This window comes from Pseudonocardia sp. ZF1 (assembly GCF_056835605.1).
In genome coordinates, this window is record NZ_JAJNBY010000001.1 from 5,008,729 (window position 1) to 5,031,060 (window position 22,332).

Annotated in this window: 20 protein-coding genes; 13 read left to right on the forward strand and 7 right to left on the reverse strand. The window is 71.0% G+C overall.

Translation table 11 applies throughout. The annotated features are described in order from the left end of the window. Positions 1 to 132: 132 nt before the first annotated feature. The 3 genes from ZF1_RS24090 (at position 133) to ZF1_RS24100 (ending at position 3,913) form a co-directional block, all read left to right on the forward strand. Positions 133 to 1,410 carry an MFS transporter gene (locus tag ZF1_RS24090; protein WP_167379090.1) on the forward strand — a complete coding sequence of 426 codons (1,278 nt, stop codon included), beginning with the start codon at positions 133 to 135 and terminating at the stop codon, positions 1,408 to 1,410. Between the two features lie 101 nt (positions 1,411 to 1,511). Further along, positions 1,512 to 2,246 (forward strand): dienelactone hydrolase family protein, encoded by a 735-nt coding sequence (locus tag ZF1_RS24095; RefSeq protein WP_073576548.1) that lies wholly within the window; start codon positions 1,512 to 1,514, stop codon positions 2,244 to 2,246. Between the two features lie 20 nt (positions 2,247 to 2,266). Beyond that, a complete protein-coding gene (locus ZF1_RS24100; protein WP_062398000.1) occupies positions 2,267 to 3,913 on the forward strand; it encodes an ABC-F family ATP-binding cassette domain-containing protein in 1,647 nt (548 codons plus the stop codon). Positions 3,914 to 3,967: 54 nt separating this feature from the next. Here ZF1_RS24100 and ZF1_RS24105 read toward each other — a convergent pair whose 3' ends face one another. The 4 genes from ZF1_RS24105 to ZF1_RS24120 all read right to left on the reverse strand — a co-directional run bounded on the left by ZF1_RS24105 (position 3,968) and on the right by ZF1_RS24120 (position 9,158). Continuing rightward, the gene (locus tag ZF1_RS24105; protein WP_073576881.1) at positions 3,968 to 4,285 is read right to left on the reverse strand and encodes an adhesin; all 318 of its coding nucleotides are present in this window, start codon (positions 4,283 to 4,285) and stop codon (positions 3,968 to 3,970) included. Positions 4,286 to 4,472: 187 nt separating this feature from the next. After that, complete coding sequence (locus ZF1_RS24110; protein WP_179761774.1) at positions 4,473 to 5,297, reverse strand: aldo/keto reductase; 825 nt, start codon at positions 5,295 to 5,297, stop codon at positions 4,473 to 4,475. Positions 5,298 to 5,373: 76 nt separating this feature from the next. After that, positions 5,374 to 6,219 carry a patatin-like phospholipase family protein gene (locus ZF1_RS24115; protein WP_073576550.1) on the reverse strand — a complete coding sequence of 282 codons (846 nt, stop codon included), beginning with the start codon at positions 6,217 to 6,219 and terminating at the stop codon, positions 5,374 to 5,376. Positions 6,220 to 6,305: 86 nt separating this feature from the next. Further along, complete coding sequence (locus tag ZF1_RS24120) at positions 6,306 to 9,158, reverse strand: FAD-binding and (Fe-S)-binding domain-containing protein (protein ID WP_073576882.1); 2,853 nt, start codon at positions 9,156 to 9,158, stop codon at positions 6,306 to 6,308. A 184-nt stretch (positions 9,159 to 9,342) separates the two neighbouring features. Here ZF1_RS24120 and ZF1_RS24125 point away from each other — a divergent pair, with 184 nt between their 5' ends. Then, a complete protein-coding gene (locus ZF1_RS24125; RefSeq protein ID WP_157818351.1) occupies positions 9,343 to 9,507 on the forward strand; it encodes a hypothetical protein in 165 nt (54 codons plus the stop codon). Between the two features lie 17 nt (positions 9,508 to 9,524). Next, complete coding sequence (locus ZF1_RS24130; RefSeq protein WP_073576551.1) at positions 9,525 to 10,427, forward strand: 1,4-dihydroxy-2-naphthoyl-CoA synthase; 903 nt, start codon at positions 9,525 to 9,527, stop codon at positions 10,425 to 10,427. A 48-nt stretch (positions 10,428 to 10,475) separates the two neighbouring features. On the opposite strand, the gene ZF1_RS24135 is transcribed toward ZF1_RS24130, so the two are convergent. Both ZF1_RS24135 and ZF1_RS24140 read right to left on the reverse strand, forming a co-directional pair. Next, on the reverse strand, positions 10,476 to 11,600 hold the full coding sequence (locus tag ZF1_RS24135) for a tyrosine-type recombinase/integrase (RefSeq protein ID WP_482638400.1): 1,125 nt from the start codon (positions 11,598 to 11,600) through the stop codon (positions 10,476 to 10,478). Position 11,601: 1 nt separating this feature from the next. Continuing rightward, on the reverse strand, positions 11,602 to 12,228 hold the full coding sequence (locus ZF1_RS24140; protein ID WP_482638401.1) for a helix-turn-helix transcriptional regulator: 627 nt from the start codon (positions 12,226 to 12,228) through the stop codon (positions 11,602 to 11,604). Between the two features lie 134 nt (positions 12,229 to 12,362). Here ZF1_RS24140 and ZF1_RS24145 point away from each other — a divergent pair, with 134 nt between their 5' ends. The 7 genes from ZF1_RS24145 (at position 12,363) to ZF1_RS24175 (ending at position 21,214) form a co-directional block, all read left to right on the forward strand. Beyond that, complete coding sequence (locus tag ZF1_RS24145; RefSeq protein WP_482638750.1) at positions 12,363 to 12,557, forward strand: helix-turn-helix transcriptional regulator; 195 nt, start codon at positions 12,363 to 12,365, stop codon at positions 12,555 to 12,557. 307 nt (positions 12,558 to 12,864) lie between these two features. Further along, the gene (locus ZF1_RS24150) at positions 12,865 to 13,221 is read left to right on the forward strand and encodes a hypothetical protein (protein ID WP_482638402.1); all 357 of its coding nucleotides are present in this window, start codon (positions 12,865 to 12,867) and stop codon (positions 13,219 to 13,221) included. Continuing rightward, positions 13,218 to 14,390 carry an AAA family ATPase gene (locus ZF1_RS24155; RefSeq protein ID WP_482638403.1) on the forward strand — a complete coding sequence of 391 codons (1,173 nt, stop codon included), beginning with the start codon at positions 13,218 to 13,220 and terminating at the stop codon, positions 14,388 to 14,390. The genes ZF1_RS24150 and ZF1_RS24155 overlap by 4 nt, the downstream gene beginning before the upstream one ends. Before the next feature lie 117 nt (positions 14,391 to 14,507). Further along, positions 14,508 to 14,792: a hypothetical protein gene (locus ZF1_RS24160; protein WP_482638404.1), complete on the forward strand. Its 285-nt coding sequence runs from the start codon at positions 14,508 to 14,510 to the stop codon at positions 14,790 to 14,792. After that, positions 14,789 to 15,058, forward strand: coding sequence for a hypothetical protein (locus ZF1_RS24165; protein WP_482638405.1), 270 nt, complete (start codon positions 14,789 to 14,791; stop codon positions 15,056 to 15,058). Before ZF1_RS24160 ends, ZF1_RS24165 begins: the two co-directional genes overlap by 4 nt. Positions 15,059 to 15,290: 232 nt before the next feature. Then, the gene (locus tag ZF1_RS24170) at positions 15,291 to 16,487 is read left to right on the forward strand and encodes a phage major capsid protein (RefSeq protein WP_482638406.1); all 1,197 of its coding nucleotides are present in this window, start codon (positions 15,291 to 15,293) and stop codon (positions 16,485 to 16,487) included. Between the two features lie 224 nt (positions 16,488 to 16,711). Further along, complete coding sequence (locus tag ZF1_RS24175; protein ID WP_482638407.1) at positions 16,712 to 21,214, forward strand: hypothetical protein; 4,503 nt, start codon at positions 16,712 to 16,714, stop codon at positions 21,212 to 21,214. A 493-nt stretch (positions 21,215 to 21,707) separates the two neighbouring features. Here ZF1_RS24175 and ZF1_RS24180 read toward each other — a convergent pair whose 3' ends face one another. Further along, positions 21,708 to 21,986 (reverse strand): hypothetical protein, encoded by a 279-nt coding sequence (locus ZF1_RS24180; RefSeq protein WP_482638408.1) that lies wholly within the window; start codon positions 21,984 to 21,986, stop codon positions 21,708 to 21,710. Between the two features lie 103 nt (positions 21,987 to 22,089). On the opposite strand from ZF1_RS24180, the gene ZF1_RS24185 reads away from it, so the two are divergent. Beyond that, positions 22,090 to 22,266: an excisionase family DNA-binding protein gene (locus ZF1_RS24185; RefSeq protein WP_482638409.1), complete on the forward strand. Its 177-nt coding sequence runs from the start codon at positions 22,090 to 22,092 to the stop codon at positions 22,264 to 22,266. Positions 22,267 to 22,332: the final 66 nt, after the last annotated feature.

Sequence of the window (22,332 nt, forward strand, 5' to 3'; positions counted from 1 at the left end):
GCCACCGCAGATGTCCGTCGACGGGGAGGGACCGTGTCCGACACGCACGCCGGCGCCACCGCGCCGGGATCACCGACGCCACCGGCGTCCGACCAGCCGCGCACGCCGATCGCGAAGGTCGTCGCGGGGAGCATGCTGGGCACGACCGTCGAGTGGTACGACTACTTCCTCTACGGCGTCGCCGCCGCCCTGGTGTTCCCGGCGGTGTTCTTCCCCGAGTCCGACGGCGCGACCGGGACCCTGCTCTCGCTCGGCACGTTCGCGGTCGGGTTCATCGCGCGCCCGGTGGGCGGCCTGGTCTTCGGCCACTACGGCGACAAGATCGGCCGCAAGAAGCTGCTGGTCCTGTCGCTGATGATGATGGGCGCCTCGACGTTCGCGATCGGCCTGCTGCCGGCCTACGCCACGATCGGGATCGCCGCGCCGCTGCTGCTCGTCGTGCTGCGGCTGGTCCAGGGCTTCGCGCTGGGCGGTGAGTGGGGCGGCGCGGTCCTCATCGTGTCCGAGCACGGGAAGCCCGAGCACCGTGGGTTCTGGGCGAGCTGGCCGCAGGCCGGTGCCCCGGCCGGGCAGCTGCTGGCCAACGGCCTGCTCGCGATCATGGCGCTGGTGCAGTCCGAGGAGGCGTTCCTGGCCTGGGGCTGGCGGATCCCGTTCCTGCTGTCCGCGGTGCTGGTCCTGATCGGCCTCTACGTCCGCCTCGCCGTCGAGGAGTCGCCGGTCTTCCGGGAGGCGCAGGCCAGGGCCGCCGCGCGGGCCGCGGCCGGCGAGAAGGACACCATGCCGATCCTGGACGTCCTGCGGCTCTACCCACGCGAGGTCCTCACCGCGATGGGCGCCCGGTTCGCGGAGAACGTCTCGTACTACATCTTCACGATCGTCATCTCGACGTACGTGAAGGAGCAGTTCGGGCTGCCGTCGTCGTTCGTGCTGGGCGCGGTGCTGATCGGTGCCGCGGTGCACCTGGTGACCACCCCGATGTGGGGTGCGGTCTCCGACCGGGTCGGCCGCAAGCCGGTCTACCTGTTCGGCGCCGCCGGCGTCGGCATCTGGGCGTTCGTGTTCTTCCTCCTGGTGGACACGCAGAGCTTCGCCCTCACCGCCGTCGCGGTGACGGTCGGGCTGGTGCTGCACGGCGCGATGTACGGCCCGCAGGCGGCGTTCCTGTCCGAGCTGTTCGGTACCAGGGTGCGCTACTCGGGCATCTCGATCGGCTACCAGCTGGCGTCGGTGTTCGCGGGCGGCCTGGCCCCGCTGATCGCGGCGTCGCTGCTGGTCGCGACGGGTACCGGCTACTCGATCGCGGTGTACATCGCGGTCGCGTCGGTGGTCACGATCATCGCCGTGGCGAGCTACTCGGAGACCCGCACCCGGCGCCTCGACGACGACGGCGCGCTGACCAGGACCTGATCCGGTACGTACCACCCGAACCGCGCCGGCGGTCCGGCGGAACGCCTCCCGGGGGCGTAGAACGGGTGCGACCCGTCGATCACCCCCGGGAGGCCGGACCCGTGCCGCGCACCGACTTCACGATCAGCACCCCCGACGGCGACGCCGCCGCCACCCTGCACACCCCGGACGGCGACGGCCCGTGGCCGGGTGTGCTCCTCTACCCCGACGCCGGCGGTGTCCGGACGGCCATCCACGACATGGCCGCGCACCTGGCGTCGCTCGGCTACGCGGTGCTGCTGCCCGACGTCTACCACCGGCACGGCGACTGGTCCCCGTTCGACTTCGCCACCGTGTTCTCCGACCGGCCCGAGCGGGCCCGGCTGATGGGGATGGTGGGCTCGCTGACGCCCGAGTTCGTCGCCGTCGACGCCGAGGCGTGGGTGACCGCACTGCTGGAACGGCCCGAGGTCGGCGGCAGCACGGTCGGCACCACCGGCTACTGCATGGGCGGGGTGATGAGCCTGCGCACCGCCGCGACGCAGCCGGAGCGGGTCGCGGCCGCGGCGTCGTTCCACGGGGGCAACCTCGCCACCGACGACCCGGCCAGCGTGCACCGGCTCGCCGACCGCATCCGGGCCGAGGTGTACGTGGCCGGTGCCACCGACGACGACTCCTTCCCCGACGAGCAGAAGCAGCGCCTCGGCGACGCGCTGTCCGCGGCCGGGGTGTCGGCGACCCTGGAGACCTACCCGGCGGCGCACGGTTTCGCGGTGCCGGACGCCCCCACCCACGACGACGACGCCGAGCAGCGGCACTGGGACGCCCTGCACCGGCTCTTCGGGGCGAACCTGTAGGGGTAGCGTCTGCGCTCGAGATGAGCGCGACCCTTCACGTGACGGGCCTGGCCGCCGGCCACGGCGACCGACCCCTGTTCTCCGGGCTGGACCTCGTCGTCGCGCCCGGCGACGTCATCGGGCTGGTCGGTGCCAACGGCGCCGGCAAGTCCACCCTGCTGACGGTGCTGGCCGGCTCGCGGCCCCCGGACGACGGGTCGCTGACCCTCGCCCCGCCCGACGCGACCGTCGGGCACCTGCCGCAGGAGCCCGACCGGCGTCCCGGGGAGACGGTCGCCGGGTTCCTGGCGCGCCGGACCGGCGTCGCCGACGCGCAGGCGACGATGGACGCCGAGGCGGAGGGGCTCGCGTCGGGCACCCCGGGCGCTGACGACCGCTACGCCGCCGCGCTCGACCGCTGGCTGGCCCTCGGCGGCGCCGACCTCGACGAGCGCTCCGGCGAGGTGCTGCGCGAGGTCGGGCTGGCGGTCGGCCCGGACGCCCCGATGACCGGGCTGTCCGGCGGGCAGGCAGCCCGGGCCAACCTCGCGGCGCTGCTGCTGTCCCGCTACGACCTGCTGCTGCTCGACGAGCCCACCAACGACCTCGACCTCGACGGCCTGGAGCGGCTGGAGCGGTTCGTGGGCGGCCTCGCCCGGCAGGGCACGCCGACGGTGCTGGTCAGCCACGACCGGGAGTTCCTCGCACGCACGGTGAACCGGATCGTCGAGCTGGACCTGGTCCAGCAGCGGATCGACGTATACGACGGCGGCTACGAGTCCTACCTCGCCGAGCGCGAGGTCGCCCGCCGGCACGCCCGCGAGGACTACGAGGAGTACGCCGACAAGCTGGGTGGCCTCAAGCAGCGCGCCGTCATGCAGCGCAACTGGATGGCCCAGGGCGTGCGCAACGCCCGGCGCAAGACGAAGGACCCGGACAAGAACGTCCGCGCGCAGCGCCAGGAGTCCAGCGAGAAGCAGGCCGCGAAGGCCCGGCAGACCGAGCGGGCGATCGAGCGGCTGGAGGTCGTGGAGGAGCCCCGCAAGGAGTGGGAGCTGCGGATGGAGATCGCCTCCGCACCCCGGTCCGGGTCGGTCGTCGCGCGGGCCGACGCCGCCGCCGTGCGGCGCGGGGACTTCGCGTTCGGCCCGGCCACGGTGCAGGTGGGCTGGGCGGACCGGGTCGTCGTCACCGGCGCGAACGGGGCGGGCAAGTCGACGCTGCTCGGGCTGCTGCTCGGCCGGATCGCCCCGGACTCGGGCTCGGCGGGGCTCGGGTCTGGGGTCCTGGTCGGCGAGATCGACCAGGCCCGCGGCGCCTTCCTCGGGGACGCGACGCTGTTGCGCGCGTTCGGCGAGCAGGTGCCGGACTGGCCCGAGTCCGAGGTGCGGACGCTGCTCGCGAAGTTCTCCCTCGGCGCGGACCAGGTGCTGCGGACGGCGTCGTCGCTCTCGCCGGGCGAGCGGACCCGCGCCGCGCTGGCGCTGCTGCAGGCGCGCGGGGTGAACCTGCTGGTGCTCGACGAGCCGACCAACCACCTCGACCTGCCCGCCATCGAGCAGCTGGAGCAGGCGGTCGAGGACTTCGACGGGACCGTCCTGCTGGTGACCCACGACCGGCGGATGCTCGACACGGTGCGCGCCACCCGCCGCTGGGACGTCCGCGACGGGACCGTCACCGAGCTCTGAGACGGCCGTGGCCCCACCGGGTGTCCGGCGGGGCCACGCAGTGCGTCGGGTGGGTCAGGCCTGGACGGTGTCCGGGGCCTCGGGCTGCTCGACGATCGCGAAGCGCAGCTCCTGCTCGCCCTGCTCGGTCGCCACGGGCTGGACGTCGAGGACCTTGTCGTCCAGGAGCTCCGCCGCGGCCGGCTCGAGGAAGACGGTGATGCCCTCCCCGCGCAGCACGGTGTCCTGCGCGTCGGCCTCCTGCGCGAGGGCCAGTTCGAGGCCCTGCGCCGGGTCGGTCGCGGAGATGCGCAGGCCGCCGTCGTCGGGCAGCTCCGCGTCGGTGCTCAGGGTCTTGATCGCCTCGGCGGCGTTCTCGGTGATCGCCAACATCGTCCCCACCGTACGGACGCACGCGCGGACGTCCACCGCGCCGGCCCGTCCGCGTCCCCTGTCGGGTGATCCGTGGCGCTGTGCCCTCCGCACATGCCGCACGGTGACACCCGTCACTCCCACCGACGACGACGGCCCGGCGCCCCTCACGGAAAGGGGTGCCGGGCCGTGGCGCGCGGGATGCGGATCAGCCGAAGTCGTCGGGGTCCGGGCCGATGCGCTCGCCGGTGTGGAGCTTCTCGACGGCGGCGATGTCGTCCTCGCTCAGGGCGAAGTCGAAGATCTCGGAGTTCTCCTTGATCCGCTCCGGGTTGTTCGACTTGGGGAACACGATGTTCCCGAGCTGGATGTGCCAGCGGAGCACGACCTGCGCGGCGGACTTTCCGACCCGCTCGGCGATCTCCTTCAACTCGGGCGCGTCGAGCAGGCCCTTGCCCTGGCCGATCGGGCTCCACGCCTCCAGCGCGATGTCGTGCTGCTGGAGGTACTCGCGGAGCTCGCGCTGCACCAGGTGCGGGTGGAACTCGATCTGGTTGATCGCGGGGACCGTGGGGGTCTCCGCCGCCAGCCGGTCGAGGTGGCCGGGCTGGAAGTTCGACACGCCGATCGACAGCGCCTTGCCCGCCTTCTGCGCGTCCTCGAGGCCCTGCCAGGTCTCGACGTAGCGGTTCTCCTTCGGCCGCGGCCAGTGGATCAGGTACAGGTCCACGTGGTCGAGGCCCAGCTTGGTGAGGCTCTCGTCGAGCTTGCTCACCGCCGACTCCCGGCCGTGCCCGTCGTTGTTGAGCTTGGTGGTGATCCACAGCTCGTCGCGCGGGATGCCGGAGTCGGCGATGGCCTTGCCGACGCCCTCCTCGTTGCCGTACATCTGCGCGGTGTCGATGTGGCGGTAACCGACATCGAGGGCCGCCCTGACCTTCTCCGCGGTGTCACCGGGCTCGATCTGGAAGACGCCGAAGCCGAGCTGGGGGATCTCGCGGCCGTCGTTCAACTTGATCGTGGGAACAGTCATGGCCCTCGGCTACCCGGGCCGTTGCGCGCTCATGCGACCCCGTGGGATCGGTCTCCGGCGGGAATACAGGCCGAGCTCAGCCCCAGACCCGTGCGACCTCGGCGGCGACGATCGCCGCCTGCGCGCGGCCGGCCCGCACCGACGCGGGGCGCCGCGCCGGGTCGAGCATGTTGCGCCCGAACGCCCGGCGCGACCGCCGGTCCGGCTCGACGACCACGACCCGGGCCAGCGCGCCGAGCGCCTCGGCCTGGACCCGCGGCGCCACGGCACCGCCGAGCCCGCCGGACAGCGGCGCCAGGACGACGACACGGCCGTAGCCGGCGGCGAGGTCGGCGTTGGCCATCGAGCGGACCCCGCCGTCGATCCACCGGGTGCCCGCGGCCGTGACCGGCGGCCAGACGCCGGGCACCGCGCAGCTGGCGGCGACCGCGGTGGCGAGCTCGACGCCGTCGTCGCGGCCGAAGACCCGGAACCCGCCGGTGTGCGCGTCGACGGCGGTGACCCGCAGGTCGCGGTCGGCGGGCCAGTCCGCGCCGTCGAGCCGCGAACGGATCACCGCGATCCGCTCGGCCTCGTCGACCGTGTCGGTGTCGAGGGCGAGGCGGCCGATCCGGGCCCGGACCCGGGTCGCGTCGCGCGGTCCGGAGAGCGCGGCGACGCCGTAGCGGACCGCGAGCCGCAGCCCGAGGGTCGCGGCGATCTCCCCGGACGGCGGGGCGAGCTGGGTCGCGGCGAGCGCCGCCGGGTCACGCCCGACGGCCAGGTTGGTGCCCACCACCGACCCCGCCGAGGTCCCGACGACGAGGTCGGCGTCGCGCAGGTCGACGCCGTCGGCGAGGAGCCCGGCCAGCAGCCCGTACATCCAGGCGATGCCGGTCAGCCCGCCGCCGCCCAGCACCAGCGCCCGTCGGTCGTCGGCCATGGGTCCTCCTCGTCGTCGCCCTGCACGATCACCACGGGCGAGGGGTCCGGTGCCGGATCCGGCACCGGCCCCCTCGCCGCCGGCGATCACCCTCGCAGGGAGCGGTAGGCGATCTGGGCCAGGTGCACCGGTTCCCGTTCCCCGGCCTGGCGGACCTGGGTGCGGCAGGAGTAGCCGTCGGCGAGCAGGTCCACGGTCTCGTCGGCGGCGCGCAGCGCGGGCAGCAGGGCCCGCTCGGCGCACGCCATCGACACGTCGTAGTGGCCGTCCTCGAACCCGAAGTTGCCGGCCAGGCCGCAGCAGCCGGAATCGAGCACGGTGGCGTCGACGCCGAGCGCGGCGAGCACCGCCCGGTCGGGCTCGGAGCCCAGCTCGGCGTGCTGGTGGCAGTGGATCTGCACCAGCGCGGCACCGTTCCCGGTCCCCGCGACGGCCGACAGCTCGTCGGCGTGCCGGGCCAGCAGCTCGGCGAAGGTCGACACCTGCCGCGCCAGCAGCGGCACCCGCGGGTCGTCGGGCAGCAGCTCCGCGGCGTCGCTGCGCAGCGCGGCGGTGCAGGACGGCTCCAGCCCGACGACCGGGATGCCGGCGTCGAGCGCCGGCCCGATCGCGCGCAGGCTGCGGGCCAGCACCCGGCGGGCCGCGGTGACCTGGCCGGTGGAGGTCCAGGTCAGCCCGCAGCACACGTTCTTCGGGGGCAGCTCGACCCGGTACCCGAGCCCGGTGAGGACCGCGACGGCGTCGGCCGCGATCTCCGGGTCGAAGTGGTCGGTGAAGGTGTCGGTCCACAGCAGCAGCGGGCCGCGGCTGCCGGGTGCGACGCCGAGGTCCGGCACCGTCGACATCGGCAGCCCGCGGGCGGCACGGGCGGTGTAGGTCTCCCGGGCGATCGGCGGGATGGCGCGACGGGCGTCGATCCCGCCCGCCTTCTTCGCGACCTTCGCCAGCAACGGCACCTGCGCGAGCCGGTTCACCCCGTCAACGGCGGCGGCCGGCAGCACCCCGACCGCGCGCAGCCAGCGCGGGAGCGCGCCCATCGAGTAGTGCGACCGCGGCCGCAGCTTCCGGTGGTAGCGGTTCGCGAGGAACTCGGTCTTGTACGAGGCCATGTCGACCCCGACCGGGCAGTCGGACTTGCAGCCCTTGCAGGACAGGCACAGGTCGAGGGACTCGGCGACCTCGTCGGACTGCCAGCCGTCGGTGATGATCTCGCCGTTCGCCATCTCGAACAGCAGCCGGGCGCGTCCGCGGGTGGAGTGCTTCTCCTCCTTGGTCACGTTCCAGCTGGGGCACATGACCCCCGATCCGGTGTCGACGGCGCACTTGCCGACGCCCAGGCAGCGGCGGGTGGCCCGGTGGAAGGAGCCGCGGTCGTGGCCGAAGGCCAGCTTCGGCTCGTCGGGCATGGTCGGCATGCCGAGCTGGACGCGCAGGTTCTCGTCCATCGTCGCCGGGCGCACGACGCGGCCGGGGTTCATCCGGTCGTCCGGGTCCCAGATCCCCTTGAAGTCCTCGAACGCGGTGATGATCTGCGGCGGGTACATCCGCGGGAGCAGCTCGGCGCGGGCCTGGCCGTCGCCGTGCTCACCGGACAGCGACCCGCCGTGCGCGACGACGAGGTCCGCGGCCGCGGTCATGAAGTCCCGGAAGTTCTGCACGCCGGGCTTGCTGAGCAGGTCGAAGTCGATCCGGACGTGCAGGCAGCCGTCGCCGAAGTGCCCGTAGTAGATGCCCTTGCGGCCGTGGTCCTCCAGGACCTTGTCGAACTCGCGCAGGTAGGCGCCGAAGCGCTCCGGCGGGACGGCGGCGTCCTCCCAGCCGGGCCAGGCCTCGCCGCCCTCGGGCGAGCGGGTCAGCAGGCCGGCGCCCTCCTCGCGGATCTTCCACAGCGCGGCCATCCGGGCCGGCTCGCCGACGACGACCGCACCGGTCGTGTACGCCCTCATGGCGTCGGCGACGGCCTGCGCGGCCGCCTCGGCCTCGGCGCGGGTGGCCCCGCCGGTCTCGACGTAGAGCCAGCCCTTGCCCTCGGGGAGCATCCGGCTCGTCGTCTCGTTCGGGCGCAGGGCGCGCAGCGAGGCGATCAGCCCGGCGTCCATGCCCTCGATCGTCAACGGCGAGTGCTCGCGGACGATCATCACGTTGTCCGCGGCGTGGTAGGCGTCGGGGAAGCCGAGCACGGCCAGCGCCCGTGCGGGCGGGGACTCGACGAGGTCGACGGTCGCGGACAGGATCGTCGCGCAGGTGCCCTCGGTGCCGACCAGCGCCTTGGCCAGGTTCACGTTGCCCGGGACGAGCTGGTCGAGGTTGTAGCCCGACACCCGCCGGGTCAGCTCGGGAACGTGCTTCTCGACGTCGTCGGCGACCCGCGCGCCCAGCGCACGCAGCGCGTCCGGGATCGCGCCGGTCTCGGTGCCGTCGCCGCCGAGCACGAGCCGCTCGCCGCGGTAGGTGAGGACCTCCAGCGATGCGACGTTGTCGACGGTCTTGCCCCAGGCCACCGAGTGCGAGCCGCAGGCGTTGTTGCCGATCATCCCGCCGATCGAGCAGCGGTTGTGCGTCGACGGGTCCGGGCCGAACGTCAGGCCGTGCGGCTTGCCGGCGTCGCGCACGGCGTCGCAGACGGCGCCGGGCTGCACGGTCGCGGTCCGGGCGTCGGGGTCCACGGACAGGATCGCGTCCATGTGCGTGCGGAAGTCCATCGCGACCGCGGTGTTGACGGCCTGGCCCGCGATGGAGGTGCGCGACCCGACCGGCAGCACCGGCACGTCGTGGGTGCGGCACACGGCGACGGCGGCCTCGACGTCGGCGGCGTCGCGCGGGGAGATCACGCCGATCGGGACGCCCCGGTAGTTCGAGGCGTCCGCCGACCACATCGCGCGGCTGCCCGCGTCGAACCGGACCTCACCGCCGATGGCGGCACGCAGGTCGTTCTCCAGGGCGCGGTACGCGGTGGTCGAACGCGATCCGCCTTCGCTCCTCGCGGTGGTGGGACGCGCGGCGCTGTCGGTGGTCACGGGGCTCCTCTCGGCGCAGACTCCGGCACCTGCGACGGCCCGGGGCTGGGAGATGACGCTACCCCGCGGTCCCCGGGCCCCTCCCGTCGACGGGAACGCGGTTGCGGTGATCCGGATCGCCGTCGGGATCGGGTGGGACCGCGCCGTCGCGTGGGGGTACGCGGTGTGCGTGCTGTCCGCGGTGTGGGACGCCGGCGGCGACACCGGGTGGCCCGGCCCGGGCCCCGCACCGGCCGCGGCCCGACGGCTGGCGCCGCTCGTCGCGGAGTGAGTCCTTAGGGTTCGGCCATGACCGTCTCCGAGACCTTCGACCCGGACGCCTGGACGCCGGTCGACGGGTTCGACTTCCGCGACATCACCTACCACCGTGCCCGCGCCACCGGCGCCGTGCGGATCGCGTTCGACCGTCCTGAGGTCCTCAACGCGTTCCGGCCGGGCACCGTCGACGAGCTCTACCGCGCCCTGGAGCACGCCCGGACCAGCGCCGACGTGGGCGCGGTGCTGCTGACCGGGAACGGCCCCTCCCCGAAGGACGGCAAGCGCGCCTTCTGCTCCGGCGGCGACCAGCGCATCCGTGGCCGCACCGGCTACCAGTACGCCTCCGGGGACACCGCGGAGACCGTCGAGCAGGGCCGGGCCGGGCGGCTGCACATCCTGGAGTGCCAGCGGCTGATCCGGTTCATGCCGAAGGTCGTCATCGCCGTGGTGAACGGCTGGGCCGCCGGCGGCGGGCACTCGCTGCACGCCGTCGCCGACCTCACGATCGCCTCCCGCGAGCACGCCCGCTTCAAGCAGACCGACGCCGACGTCGGCTCGTTCGACGGCGGCTACGGCTCGGCGTACCTGGCCCGCCAGGTGGGGCAGAAGTTCGCCCGGGAGATCTTCTTCCTCGGCCGCACCTACAGCGCCGAGCAGATGCACCACATGGGCGCGGTCAACGCGGTGGTCGACCACGCGGACCTGGAGACCGAGGCCCTGCAGTGGGCGACGGAGATCAACGGCAAGTCACCGCAGGCCCAGCGGATGCTGAAGTACGCCTTCAACCTCGCCGACGACGGCCTGGTCGGCCAGCAGCTCTTCGCCGGTGAGGCGACCCGGCTGGCCTACATGACCGACGAGGCGGTGGAGGGCCGGGACTCGTTCCTGGAGAAGCGGGACCCGGACTGGTCGCCGTTCCCCTGGCACTACTAGCGGCGAGCAGCGCAGCGGCACTGACCAGCGAGAACACGACGACGTAGATCATCCGGGCAGCACCTGGGCAGCGGGAGCGTCGGCGGGCAGCGCGGCCCACGCCCCGTCGACGGCCTTCCGGGTCCGGTCCTCGGAGTCCGGCATCAGGTGGCCGTACGTCGTCAGCACCAGCGTCGCGTCCTCGTGGCCCAGGCGCTCGGCGACGGCGAGCACGCTCTCGCCGGCGGCGAGCAGTACCGAGGCGTAGTGGTGGCGCAGGTCGTGGCTGGTCGTCCCGTCCGGTAGACCGGCCCGCCGGACCCCGGGGCCGAACACGTCCCTGCTGACGTACACCTGGAGCAGCGGCCGGCCCTCGGCGGTGTGGAAGATCAGACCGTCGGGGGCCGCCGGGTGCGCCGCCAGGTGCTCGGCCAGGGCCTCGGCGACGACGGTCGGCAGCGGGACCGTGCGGCGGCTGCGCGGGGTCTTCGGCGGGACGCGCTCACGGGAGCGCCGGTCGATCTGGTGCTCGACGCGCACGGTGCGCCGGAGGAAGTCGACGTCCTGGGCCCGCAGTGCCAGCAGCTCGCCGATGCGCAGCCCGAGGCCGGCCTGGGTGATGATCAGCGCGCGGTGCCGGACGACGACGGCGGCGGCCAGGGCGCGCACCTGCTCGACGGTCAGCGGGACAACGCGGTCCTGTTCGTGGCGGGGCAGGGTGATCCGGACGAACGGGCTGCGCGCGATGCGGTGGTCGTCGACGGCCGCACGGAACACCGACCGCAGGAACTTGACTAGGGCGCGCAACGTCGAGGGCGCCATGTGCGCGGCGCGGTCCGTGACCCACGCCTGCACGTCGGACGGCCGGACCGCGGTGAGCCGTCGAGCGCCGAGGTCGGTGCCGGCGACGTGGTTGCGGACGTAGCCTTCGGTCCGCTCCAGCGTCCCGGCCTTGTACGGGCGGGTCGCGATGTAGGCGCGGGCTGCTTCGGTGACCGTGGTGCGGTCGGTCAGGTCCACCCACTGGCCCCGCTGAGTGGCGGCCTCGAGCTCGGTCAGACGGCGCTTCGCGATCGCCTTGACGTCGTAGGTCCCGCCGTCGCGCTCGCGGCCGTCGACACGAATCTTGACCTGCCAGCGCTTCCCCTTGCCGTGGCGGGCGGGGTCGCGCCACCGGTCCCGGATGTAGCCCACGTCAGGTGTCCATTCCGGGAAGATGCACATCGAGAGCTGCGGCGCGGTGGTGCAAGTCGGCGAGCGGAAGCTCAGGCATCGGCGCTCCGGCCGCGCTAATCCGGAACATCATGTTGGCGATCTGCTTCAGAGCTCGCCTATCGACTTCGTCTCCAGCGCCTCTGCTGAGGTCGTCCAGCGCGCCAACGATCCTCCAGCCGGCATCAACCAGCCATGCAGCAGATGTGTACTCAGCCCCTGCTGTCGCTTCTTCGACAGCAGCTATCCCGGTGATCCACAACAGCGCATCCCAGCTAGGCAGCGAGACCCCGCGAGCCACTTCGACATTCGCCACGTGGCGAGGGTCAGCGAGCAGCATGGTCGGTGGGGTTCCAAAGATGCGGGCCAAGGCGAGCAACTCCTGCACCGTCACGGCGTCGCGCCCAGTGCCGCCTCCCCGACTTCCCGGGGCGCGCTTTTCCAGGTTCACGACCGTCGACCGTTTCCAGTCGACACCTTGAGCCGACATGGCGTCGGCCAGGTCCCCTTGTGACATGCCGGCGGCTACACGCAAAGAGCGAACCCGATCAGCAATAACCGCGGTGATCGGCTCGGCCGTAGGTCGAACGGCTGGCTGCTCGTCTGTCACACCTCGACGGTAGCGCACATGTGGATTGAAGCAACACCCAGATGCCCCAGTTGACTCCCGATACCCCTCTGTGCTCCCATGCTTCGTGTCGCTTCAACTCACTCCGAGTTGATCCAACTAACACGGGAAGCGTGATGACAACGGACTGGTTGAAGGCCGAGCAGCTCGCCGAGGTATTCCAGGTCAAGATCAAGACGCTCGAGAACTGGCGCTCTCGCCAGGTCGGTCCGCCGTTCGTCAAGATCAACGGATCGGTTCGCTACTCCCGGAAGGCCGTCGATGAGTGGCTGGCCGCGCAGCCTCGGTTCGAGGGGGGCGACGCGGCGTGAGAAACAAGAACGGCGCCGGCCGGGTCACCACCCCGGCCAGCGCCAGCCCCTTACTCGCGGCCTCCACAGCCTCTGAGCACAGTAGCGCGCCGACTCGCCTTCCGGTCGCGGTCGGCGAATGGCATCCCCCCGGTGGCCGGCGGACCCTCGGCTGCGTCTTGGTCCGGCGCTGCCCGTGGTGCCGCCACCTGCACATCCACCGCGCCGGCGCTGCGGCGAACGCTGACGGGGCGACCCGCACCGGTTCGTGTGGACGCCCGTACAAGATCGCGTTGCAGCAGCCCGCGGCCCGGCTTGGGGAGGCGGCGTGAGCGTCATCGACTTTCCCCGCCAGCGCCAGCGGGGCCGCGAGACTCCTCGGGAGCTGCAGGCCCGGTTGCGCGACACCTTCAATGCGGTCGAGCTCGCCGCCGCCCTGTCGATGTTCCAGCCGGGCGACACCTTCCTGATCGCCGCCCTCAGTGGTGTCGAGGTCGCCACGCTCCGCGCTGGCAAGCAGCTCGACGACCCCTACAACTGCGCCTACCACCGCCACGCGGAGATCGCCGGACCGTCGCAGCTGATGCGGTGGCGCTACCCGCCCACCGGCGTCCCCGAGCTGTGGGTGAAGTACGGCGCTGACGGCCCGCCCGGATGGCGCGAAGGAGGTGGAAACGCCCGATGACCAGCACCCGCTCCCCGCGCGTCGTGGACCCGTCCCAGAAGACGTACCCCGACCCCTACGCGGCCAGCGCCGTCGTCGAGACACCCACGCCGTCCCTGCTCGACGGACTCCGCACCGGCACCTGGTTGGACAAGCAAGAGTTCCCCGAGCTGAAGTACGCGATCCCCGGCATCTTCCCCGAGGGACTGACCGTGCTCGCCGGGCCACCGAAGGTGGGAAAGTCCTGGCTGTCGCTTCACGTCGGGCTGTCCGTGTCCGCCGGCACCGAGGCGTTTGACTGCCTCGACCCCGGTCCTGCCCGGCCGGTGCTGTACCTGGCGCTGGAGGACGGGTGGCGTCGGCTGCAGTCCCGCGCCCGCTCGTTGCTTCGTGACGGCGAGAAGATCCCCGACGACCTAGAAATGCAGCTTGAGATCGAGCCAAACATGGGCCTCGAAACTGTGGCCGAATGGATGGAACGCGCCTCCCACGAGAAGCCGGTCGTCCTGATCGACACGCTAGCGAAGGTGATGCCCAAAGCTCACTCCGGCGAGTCCGCCTACGAGCGAGACTACCGCGCGATCGGCCGGTTCAAGCAGTTGGCAGACGCCATCCCGGGCAGCTCCATCATCTGCGTGCACCACACCCGGAAGATGGCCGCCGAGGACTTCGTCGACGGGGTTTCCGGCACCGCAGGCATCACCGGCGCCGCGGACACAACCGTTGTCTTGTCTCGTCAGCGCAGCGACGAGGAGGGCGTCCTGAAGGTCACCGGCCGCGACGTCTGGGAGGCCGAGTATCTCGTCCAGAAGTCCGATCGCGGTTTGTGGCATCTCGTGGGCGGCTCGCTCGACCGGGCCCGCGAGGCGGCTGCCGCCCGTCATGTAAAGGCCGGGGTCAGCGACCGCAGCGGCGAGATCATCGACGCCATCACCGACCCAGCCGGGATCGGCCCGAAGGACCTCGCCGAGAAGATCGGCATGGACGCCAAGGAGCTCTCCGTCTACCTCGGGCGCCTCCACAGGTCCGGTCGAATCGAGAAGCTCGGACGTGGCCGCTACGCCCCAACAAACCAACAAACCAACACACCCAACGGTGCTAACAGGGGTCTCCGACTTGTTGGCCCCGACAGCCCTGTTGGGTCTGTTGGAACTGTTGGGTTGCCAGGTCAGGACGACGACGAGGACTGACGGTGTTGGGTTCGCGGAGCCCCCGCTGCACCCAGTTACATCCGTTACGAGTGTTATTTTCCCAGCTCAGAGGCTTGTAGGACGCGCATCGTGTTACAAGCCAGACAAGGACTGATCGTGTACCTGATCGACTGCTCCCAGGCCGAGGCGCTCGGCTGCGTCGAGGCAATCGCGGCGCACGTCCCCCGGGACGAACCCGCCGGCACACCCAACCTCATTCACGGCGGCCGCGTCGTCATCACCGACGACGACCACCGGTACGCCCTCGAGGTCGACGCCGAAACCGGGAACGCGTTCGTCACCCGGACCCGCGTCGTCGGCCCCGGCCAGGTCGAACTCACGGCGTGGCGGGACGGCCGCGAGATCGTCCGCCGCGTCGAGACCATTCAGGATCCGGCATGAGCGACGAAGCCAACGCGTACGAGCTTTGGCATGCCGTCGACCTCTCCCGGAAGCACCTCCCCGACGGGATCCTCGGCACCGTCATCACCGGCTACCACTGCGCCGAGGGAATCGTGTTGCACACCGACACCGGCAACTTCCTGACCACGGAAATCGGGACCGGACGCCACCGCATCTTCGACGACGGAACCGGACGACTCGACCTCTACGAGAACGGGGAGTTGCTCGGCAGTCGAGCAACCGGACGGTCGTACAAGTCCGACTGATCCGCTACGCTTCACCGCAACAACTGCAAGGCGATCAATTTTGACCAGCCGGATTTGATCCGTGAGGCCCGCCGACTCTCAGCGGCCCGCCTCGCCAGTCCCGGTCCGTCAGCCCGAGACCATCCCCGCCAGGCGAATGAGCACCGCCCGCCGGCCCCCGATTCCCATGTCGGCAGCCGAGCCAGCGAGTAGCCCGCCCCGCGGTCCCTGCTGACATCGCGAAGGACACACCATGCCTACCAAGGCTGATTTCACTGCGGCCATGAAGTCGAACCTCGACAGCGCCCGCGCCATCACCGACCGGGTGGAGCGCGAGAACCGCGACTACACCACCGCTGAGCGCGACCAGGTCAACGACCTCATCGCCCGCGCCAAGTCGGCGAAGGACGCGATCGAGCAGGCCAAGCTCACTGAGGCGAAGACCCGACAGGTCAACGGCGACCAGGCCGTCCGCGACACCATCCGCAGCCTCACCGCCGGAGCCTCCGAGGCGCCGCCCGAGTGGTCGATCCGCGGGAAGGCCCTCGCCGGCGAGTGGGCGAAGTCGACCGCGACCCACGTCGCCGCCCTCAACTCGTCGCAAGGCCGCAAGGCCGTCGTCTCAGGCCAGTACGAGGTCGGCTCCGTCCTGCAGCCCGGCATCGACCGGCTCCCCGACTACCCGACCCGGCTCCTCGACCTGCTCGTCAATCGCCGCCCCCTCACCGAGGGCAACGTCTTCAACTACCTGAAGCAGACCGCCCGCACCCACAACGCGGCCCCCGTCGCCGACAACGCGACCAAGCCGACCTCGGTCTACAGCTTCGGTGAGGTCGAGGACCGCGTCCGGGTCATTGCTCATGTGTCCGAGCCGATCCCGCTGCGCCTGCTCGCCGACATCGTCGAACTCGAGGAGTTCCTCGTCTCCGAGATGGAGGAGGGCCTCAAGCGGGCGGTCGAGGAGCAGGTCCTGTCCGGCGACGGCACCGGCGAGAACATGCGCGGGCTGCTGCAGACCTCCGGCGTCGCTGTCCAGGCCTGGTCGAACTCGCTGCTCGAGACGCTGCGCAAGGCCGCGACCACTCTCGAGGTCGCCGGCGAGGTCCCCAACGCCTGGGCCATCCACCCCACCGACGTCGAGACCCTCGACCTGCTCACCGACGCCAACGCCCGCCACTACTTCCAGGGCCCGTCGCAGCAGCTCGGCCAGTCCGCCCCGGTGTGGAGCCTGCCGATCGTGCGATCGGTCGCAGTGCCGGCCGGGACCGCGATCCTCGGTGACTGGTCCCGGCTGCAGCTGGTCGTCCGCGAGGACTCCCAGCTCGACGTCAACACCACTGGTGGTGACCTGTTCGAGAAGAACCAGGCCAAGTTGCGGCTGGAGGGCCGGTACGGCAACGCCGTCCTGCGACCGTCCGCGTTCTGCGAGGTCGCGACCAGCAACCTCTGAGGCTCCGGTCTGCGGTGTTGATCGTGCGCCGTAGACCGGTCGGCGGTGCTCGTGGGCACAGAAGTACCGCCAATCCCCGGGATTCTCCCGGTTCCCGGGGTGCGTGAGGGACCGAGCCGAGTTTTCTGTTCAGGTGGGCTCGGCTCGGCCCTCGCGCGAAACACGCCTCGTGAACCGAGAGGCGCGAGGCGTTCCGCACTTCTCTCGGGGAAATCGAGTACCAGATGTCTCAGGAGGCGCTGACCTTCGACATCCTCGCCCGTGACCAGGCTTCGCGGGTTTTCGCGAAGGTCGCGGACAAGGTCGAGGACCTGTCCGATGAGTTGGACGAGCTCGGCCGTAAGAAGGTCGAGCCGAAGGTCGACGTCGACACCAAGCGCGCCGAAGAGAAGATCGAACGGTTCGCGAAGAACCTTCGTAAGAAGGTCGACACGGCGGTCAAGAACCTCCCCGACGTCGAGATCACCGCGGACTCCTCGGACGCGGACCGTGAGATCGCGCAGGTCAAGAAGGACCTGAAGAGCCTCCGCGACAAGGAGATCGGCGTCGACATCGACGCCGCGCAGGCTGAGGCCCGTCTGCGGGAGCTCACCGCCCGCCTGCAGCGCCTGAACTCCGAGTCGGTCGACATCAAGGTCAAGGCCGACACCCTCGCCGCGGTCAAGGCGCTGTCGAACGTCAAGCTTGACGCGATCAAGCTCGACGTCGACACGAAGGGCGCCGAGAAGCAGGTCGGGGCGTTCGCCACCGATGTGCGTCGCCGCCTCGAGGCCGCGGTGAAGACCCTGCCCGAGTTGGAGATCACCGCCGACTCGTCGGACGCCGACCGGGAATTGTCGCGGATCCGGTCGGAACTGCAGCGGCTGCAGAACGCGGAGATCGGCGTCGACATCGACGCGGCCGAGGCAGACGCCCGGCTACGGGACCTGAAGCGGCAGCTCGAGGATCTGGGCGATTCGACGACGGACGTGCGGGTTCAGACCGACACCGCCGCCGCGATCGCCGCTTTGAAGGTCGTCGACGCGGAGGTCGACAACCTCGACGGCCGCACCGCGCGGGTGAAGGTCGACATCGACAAGTCGTTGGCTGACACCGTCATCCAGTTCGCCGCGCTCGGCCGGGCGATGTCCAGCCTCGCGCTGCCGGCCGCGATCGTCGCCGCAGCCCCCCAGATCGCCGCGCTCGGCGCCGCCGCAGTCACCGCATCCGGTGCACTTCTTCTCGTCCCCGCCGCCGGTGGAGCCGCCGCCGCCGCCATCGGGACGCTCGTCGTCGGGTTCCAGAACTTCGGAGACGCCGTCTCAGCGGACGGTGAGAAGGCCGCAGAGGCCCTTGGGAAGCTCACCCCACCCGCACGTGAGGCCGCCCAGGCCCTGCGTGATCTGGGGCCGATCTGGGAAACCCTCGCCGACCGGGTCCAATCGGAGCTTTTTGAGGGCTTCGCCGATGAGATCGACCGGCTCGGCACCACCTACTTGCCGGTCCTGTCCGACGCCATGGCTCAGGTCGCTGAAGGATTCAACTTCGGTGCGACCCGCGCGGCGGCGTTCCTCGAGCAGGCATCCACCGTCGACTCGGTCCGCACGATGTTCGACGACCTCGCCCACACCGTCGAGAACCTCACCGCGCAGACGATGGCACCGCTCACGTCGGTGTTCGTCGACCTCGGCTCCGTCGGCGCATCCGTCCTCAAGGACTTGTCTTCCGGTGCGGGGGACGCAGCACAGCGGTTCGCCGACTTCATCTCCGAAGCTCGCGCCAGCGGTGAGCTCGAGGCGTGGATCCGCGGCGGCGTCGACGCCCTCGGCCAGCTCGGTTCGATCGCCGGCAACGTCGGCTCCACCCTCGGCGGCGTCTTCAAGGCATCACGCGACTCCGGCGCCGACTTCCTCGCCACCCTCGACCAGGTCACCGCCAAGATGTCCGAACTGACCAACAGCGCGCAGGGCCAGTCCGCGCTGGTCAGCCTGTTCCGCGACATCCAGGCCGGGGTGCAAGCCGCGCTGCCCGGGATCGAAGCGCTCGTCACGGCTGTCGGTGACGTCGTGCGGGCGCTCGCCGACGCCGGGGTCCTGCAGTCCGCCGGCGCCGCGTTCTCCGCGATCGCGCAGCAAGTCGCCCCGCTGATCTCGTCGCTGTCCGGGCTCGCCCCGCTGATCTCCGGTCTCCTCGACGTCGTCGCCGCGCTCGCCCCCGTCCTCACCTCCGCAGCGATCGCGTTCGGCGCGTTCTGGGCCGCAGCCAAGGTCGTCGACGGGGTCCAGGCCATCGCCGGACGTGTCCGCGCCTTCGGCGATGCGATCGGGCAGATGGGCCGGCAAGCCTCCGGTGGAGGCGCCCTGGGTGCGATCAGCACGTTGGGTAGGTCCCTCGGCGCCGGCGGGATCCTCGGTATCGGGCTCGCCGCCGCCGGCATCGCCCTGCAGATCTGGTCCGACCGCAACGCCGAAGCCGCCCGCGCCGCCGAGGCCAACAAGGCCAAGGTCGACGAGTTGGCCGGGAGCTTCGACAAGGTCACCGGATCGGCCACCGCAGCGACCCGCGAGATCAAGGCCCAAGAGCTGACCCAGGTCAAGCTCGCCGACGGAACCACGTCACTCGCGACCGCGCTCGATCAGCTCGGGATCTCGTCTCAGACGTGGGTGGACGCCACCACCGGCTCGATCCCAGCGCAGCAGCAACTCGCCGAGAAGCTCAACCAGGTCACCCAGCGGGCCATCGAGCAGTCCCCGGCATGGCAGGAGAACGCCGCCCAGGTGCGGAGCTGGGGAGTGTCGCTGCAGGACGTCGTCGCCGCGGCGAACGGCAACGTCGACGCCCAGAATCGACTGCGCGACGCCGCCCGATACTCCGCGGCCGGGATCACGGAGAACGAGCGCGCCAACAGCGAGCTCGTCGACACCTTGATCCGGACCGGCGGGGCGTCCGGGGAGGTCGCCTCCCGGCTCGGGGAAGCCATCGGCCGGTACGCCGAAGCGAAGACCCAAGCGGACCAGGTCCGAGAGGCCACCGCCGGGTTCACCGACGGCCTCAAGGCCCTCGGGAACGAAGGACTGCGGGTGTTCGCGGCGCTCGCCGCCGGTGCACCGGTCACCGCCGAGATGGCCGCCGGCCTCCAGCAAGTCGGCGCCAGCGCCACCACGATGGCGCTGGACGTTGGCCGGTCCACCGCCGCCGTGTCCGGTGTCGAGCAGGGCGCGATCGCCGCCCGCGAGAAGATGGCCGGACTCAGGCAGCAGTTCATAGAGTCGGCCACCGCAGCCGGCATGGCCGCACCACAGGCAGCCGAGCTCGCCAACCAGCTCGGATTGATCCCGTCCGCGGTCGAGACCCAGATCCGCACCAACGCCACCGGTGTCGCCGCCGAACTCGTCACCCTCAACGCGCAGATCGACGCAGTCCCCGCAGGTAAGGACGTAAAGGTCCAGGCCCTCACCGACGAGGCCAAAGCCAAGCTCACCGACATGGGCTTCCAGGTCGAACAGCTTCCGGACGGGACCTTCCGGATCTTCGCGAACACCGACGAGGCCCGAGCCCGCCTCGCCGAAACCGTCGCCGCCGGCAACTCGGCGACCGCCACGATGCTGTTCAAGGCCGACGGCAGCCCCGCACAGGGCACTATCCAGACGACAGTCGGGATAGGTAACGGCTCGTCGGCGACGATGACCTACCTCGCCAACAGCGACCCGGCGACCGGGAAGATCAGCACCACTGCCGCGATCGGTAACCGCACGATCGCGACGATGACGTTGGACGCCAACAACAATCCAGCAACCGGGAAGATCTCTTATTCGGTGCGTTACGCCGACGGATCCACCGGCACGATCACCGTCAACGCGAACGACGCCGCCGCCCGCAACGCGATCGCCGCACTGCAGCGCCCCACGAGCTCGACCCACACCGTCAACGTCCGCTACAACGACCGCCCATTCCGGCCAGGTGCCGGGCTCACCACCCGGGCGATGGGTGGTTACGCCACCCCCGCCGCGTACGCGCAGGGCGGCTTCCGGCCCATGTCGCCGGCACGGGCAGAAGTCGTCCCTGCCCGCCAGCCACGTCTGATCGGGGATCGGATGCGCGGCGACGAAGCCTTCATCCCGGTGAACCGGTCGCCCAGGTCGATGTCGATCCTGCGGCGCACCGCACAGGAGATGGGTCAGGCGATCGTCCCTCTCAACGCGATCGGGATGGCGAACGGCGGGATGCTGTCCGCTGCCCGCGCGATCCTCGGCCGGATGAACACCCGAGGGCAGATGTTCGAGGACTGGACATGGAAGGGCGCCCCCGCCTACGTCGGCCAGAACAACGACGCCCTGCACAACGCTCGCGAGCGCGCCGGGTACAGCTACGCCAACGGGAAGCGGTTCCTCGAGGACTACATCCGCCGTGCGTCCGCAGCACCTGTCCAGAACAAGCAGGTCATCACCCCGCCCGCTCAGGTACGCCAGGTGTCCCGCACCTCCACCACCGCAGCAGCAGCCAGCACCGGCGCCACCGTCGCCGTCACCAGCCAGGCAGCGTCGATCGTCGCAGCCATCGGAGCACAGACGAGCGCACTCACCGCAGCCATCACCGCCCAGACCGCAGCGCTGAACGCGCACGCACGAGGCGACCTGATCCTCAACCAGCACATCGCAGCCGGCGGCACACCACGCGACACAGCAGCCGAGGTCGCCCGCCTCTGCCGCACGCAGGGCAGCCTCGGCCTGTTCGGAGCACCCCGATGAGCCCAGTTCTCGGCAGTGGGGAGAGACGAGACTTCGACTGCGGGGTCCGCCTCACCGGCCGATGACGTGATCGCGACCCCCCTACTCGCCTGGGCGCCCAGGCAACATGCCTCTGACCTGCGGAAACGCGGAGCGCGGCTGCGTTTCCGCAGGTCAGGAGGGGGGTCGAGATCGCCCCAATCGACCCCCAGCCGGACCCCGCAGTGAAAGTTTGAATCTCTCCCCGGGGCACGGGGGGACACCGCAGAAGCGCAGGTCAGGAGGCTAACGTGGCTGGTTGCTTGGGATGTGGCGTGGAGCTGGTGCAGCGGCCGGGCCGCGGTCGTGCTCGGTTGCGCTGCGATTCCTGTCGGGATGCTCTGCCGCATCGGGTGTCGTCGCGGGTGTGCCGGCGGTGTGGTGTGCCGGTTCCGGCTGGCTCGAGGCGGTTCTATTGCGCCGAGCACGTTGGGATGTTCTTGCCAAAGCATGCCACCCAAGCGTGCTGAGCTTGTCATCGTGTCCGGCTGCGGCGGATCCTGCTCTGCTGCATGGGCTGGCCGAGGCAGTCGTAGGCGACGCTGACGACGTGCTGCCGCGACTGCGCGTCCATCGTGGCGAGGTGCTCGGACAGGAGGTCGAGCAGTGCAGCGAGCGGGTCCGCGATCTCCGGCCGGTCGAGGCCGGCCCAGTTGTGGAGTTCGGGCGCGGAGCGGATGACGCCGGCGGCGTCGCGGACGGTGGTCTGTTCGCGGCGGAGCCGGTCAGCGGCGCGGCGGTCTCGTTCGTTCATGGCTGTCCCCCGGGGTAGACGTCGAGCGTGTGAGGCCCCGGGGGAAGCGGGACAGCTGAGGGTAGCTCTGCCACTGTCGTCGGGCATGAGTACGCCTCGTCCTGTGCGCAGGACCAGAACTGTCCGGGAGTGCGCCGACGAGATCGGGGTCTCCACCGACGTGGTGCGGGACTGGATCCACTCCGGCGAGCTGCCGGCGAAGTTCTGCGGGAACAAATACCTGATACTCGATCGCGTTCTCGAGGAGTTCATAGAGGGGTTCGGTCGTCGAACGACATGACCTAGGTCGACGGGTCGAACACTTCGCATGATCGCAGGTCAGCGGTGTGCGCTGGGTCTACGGATG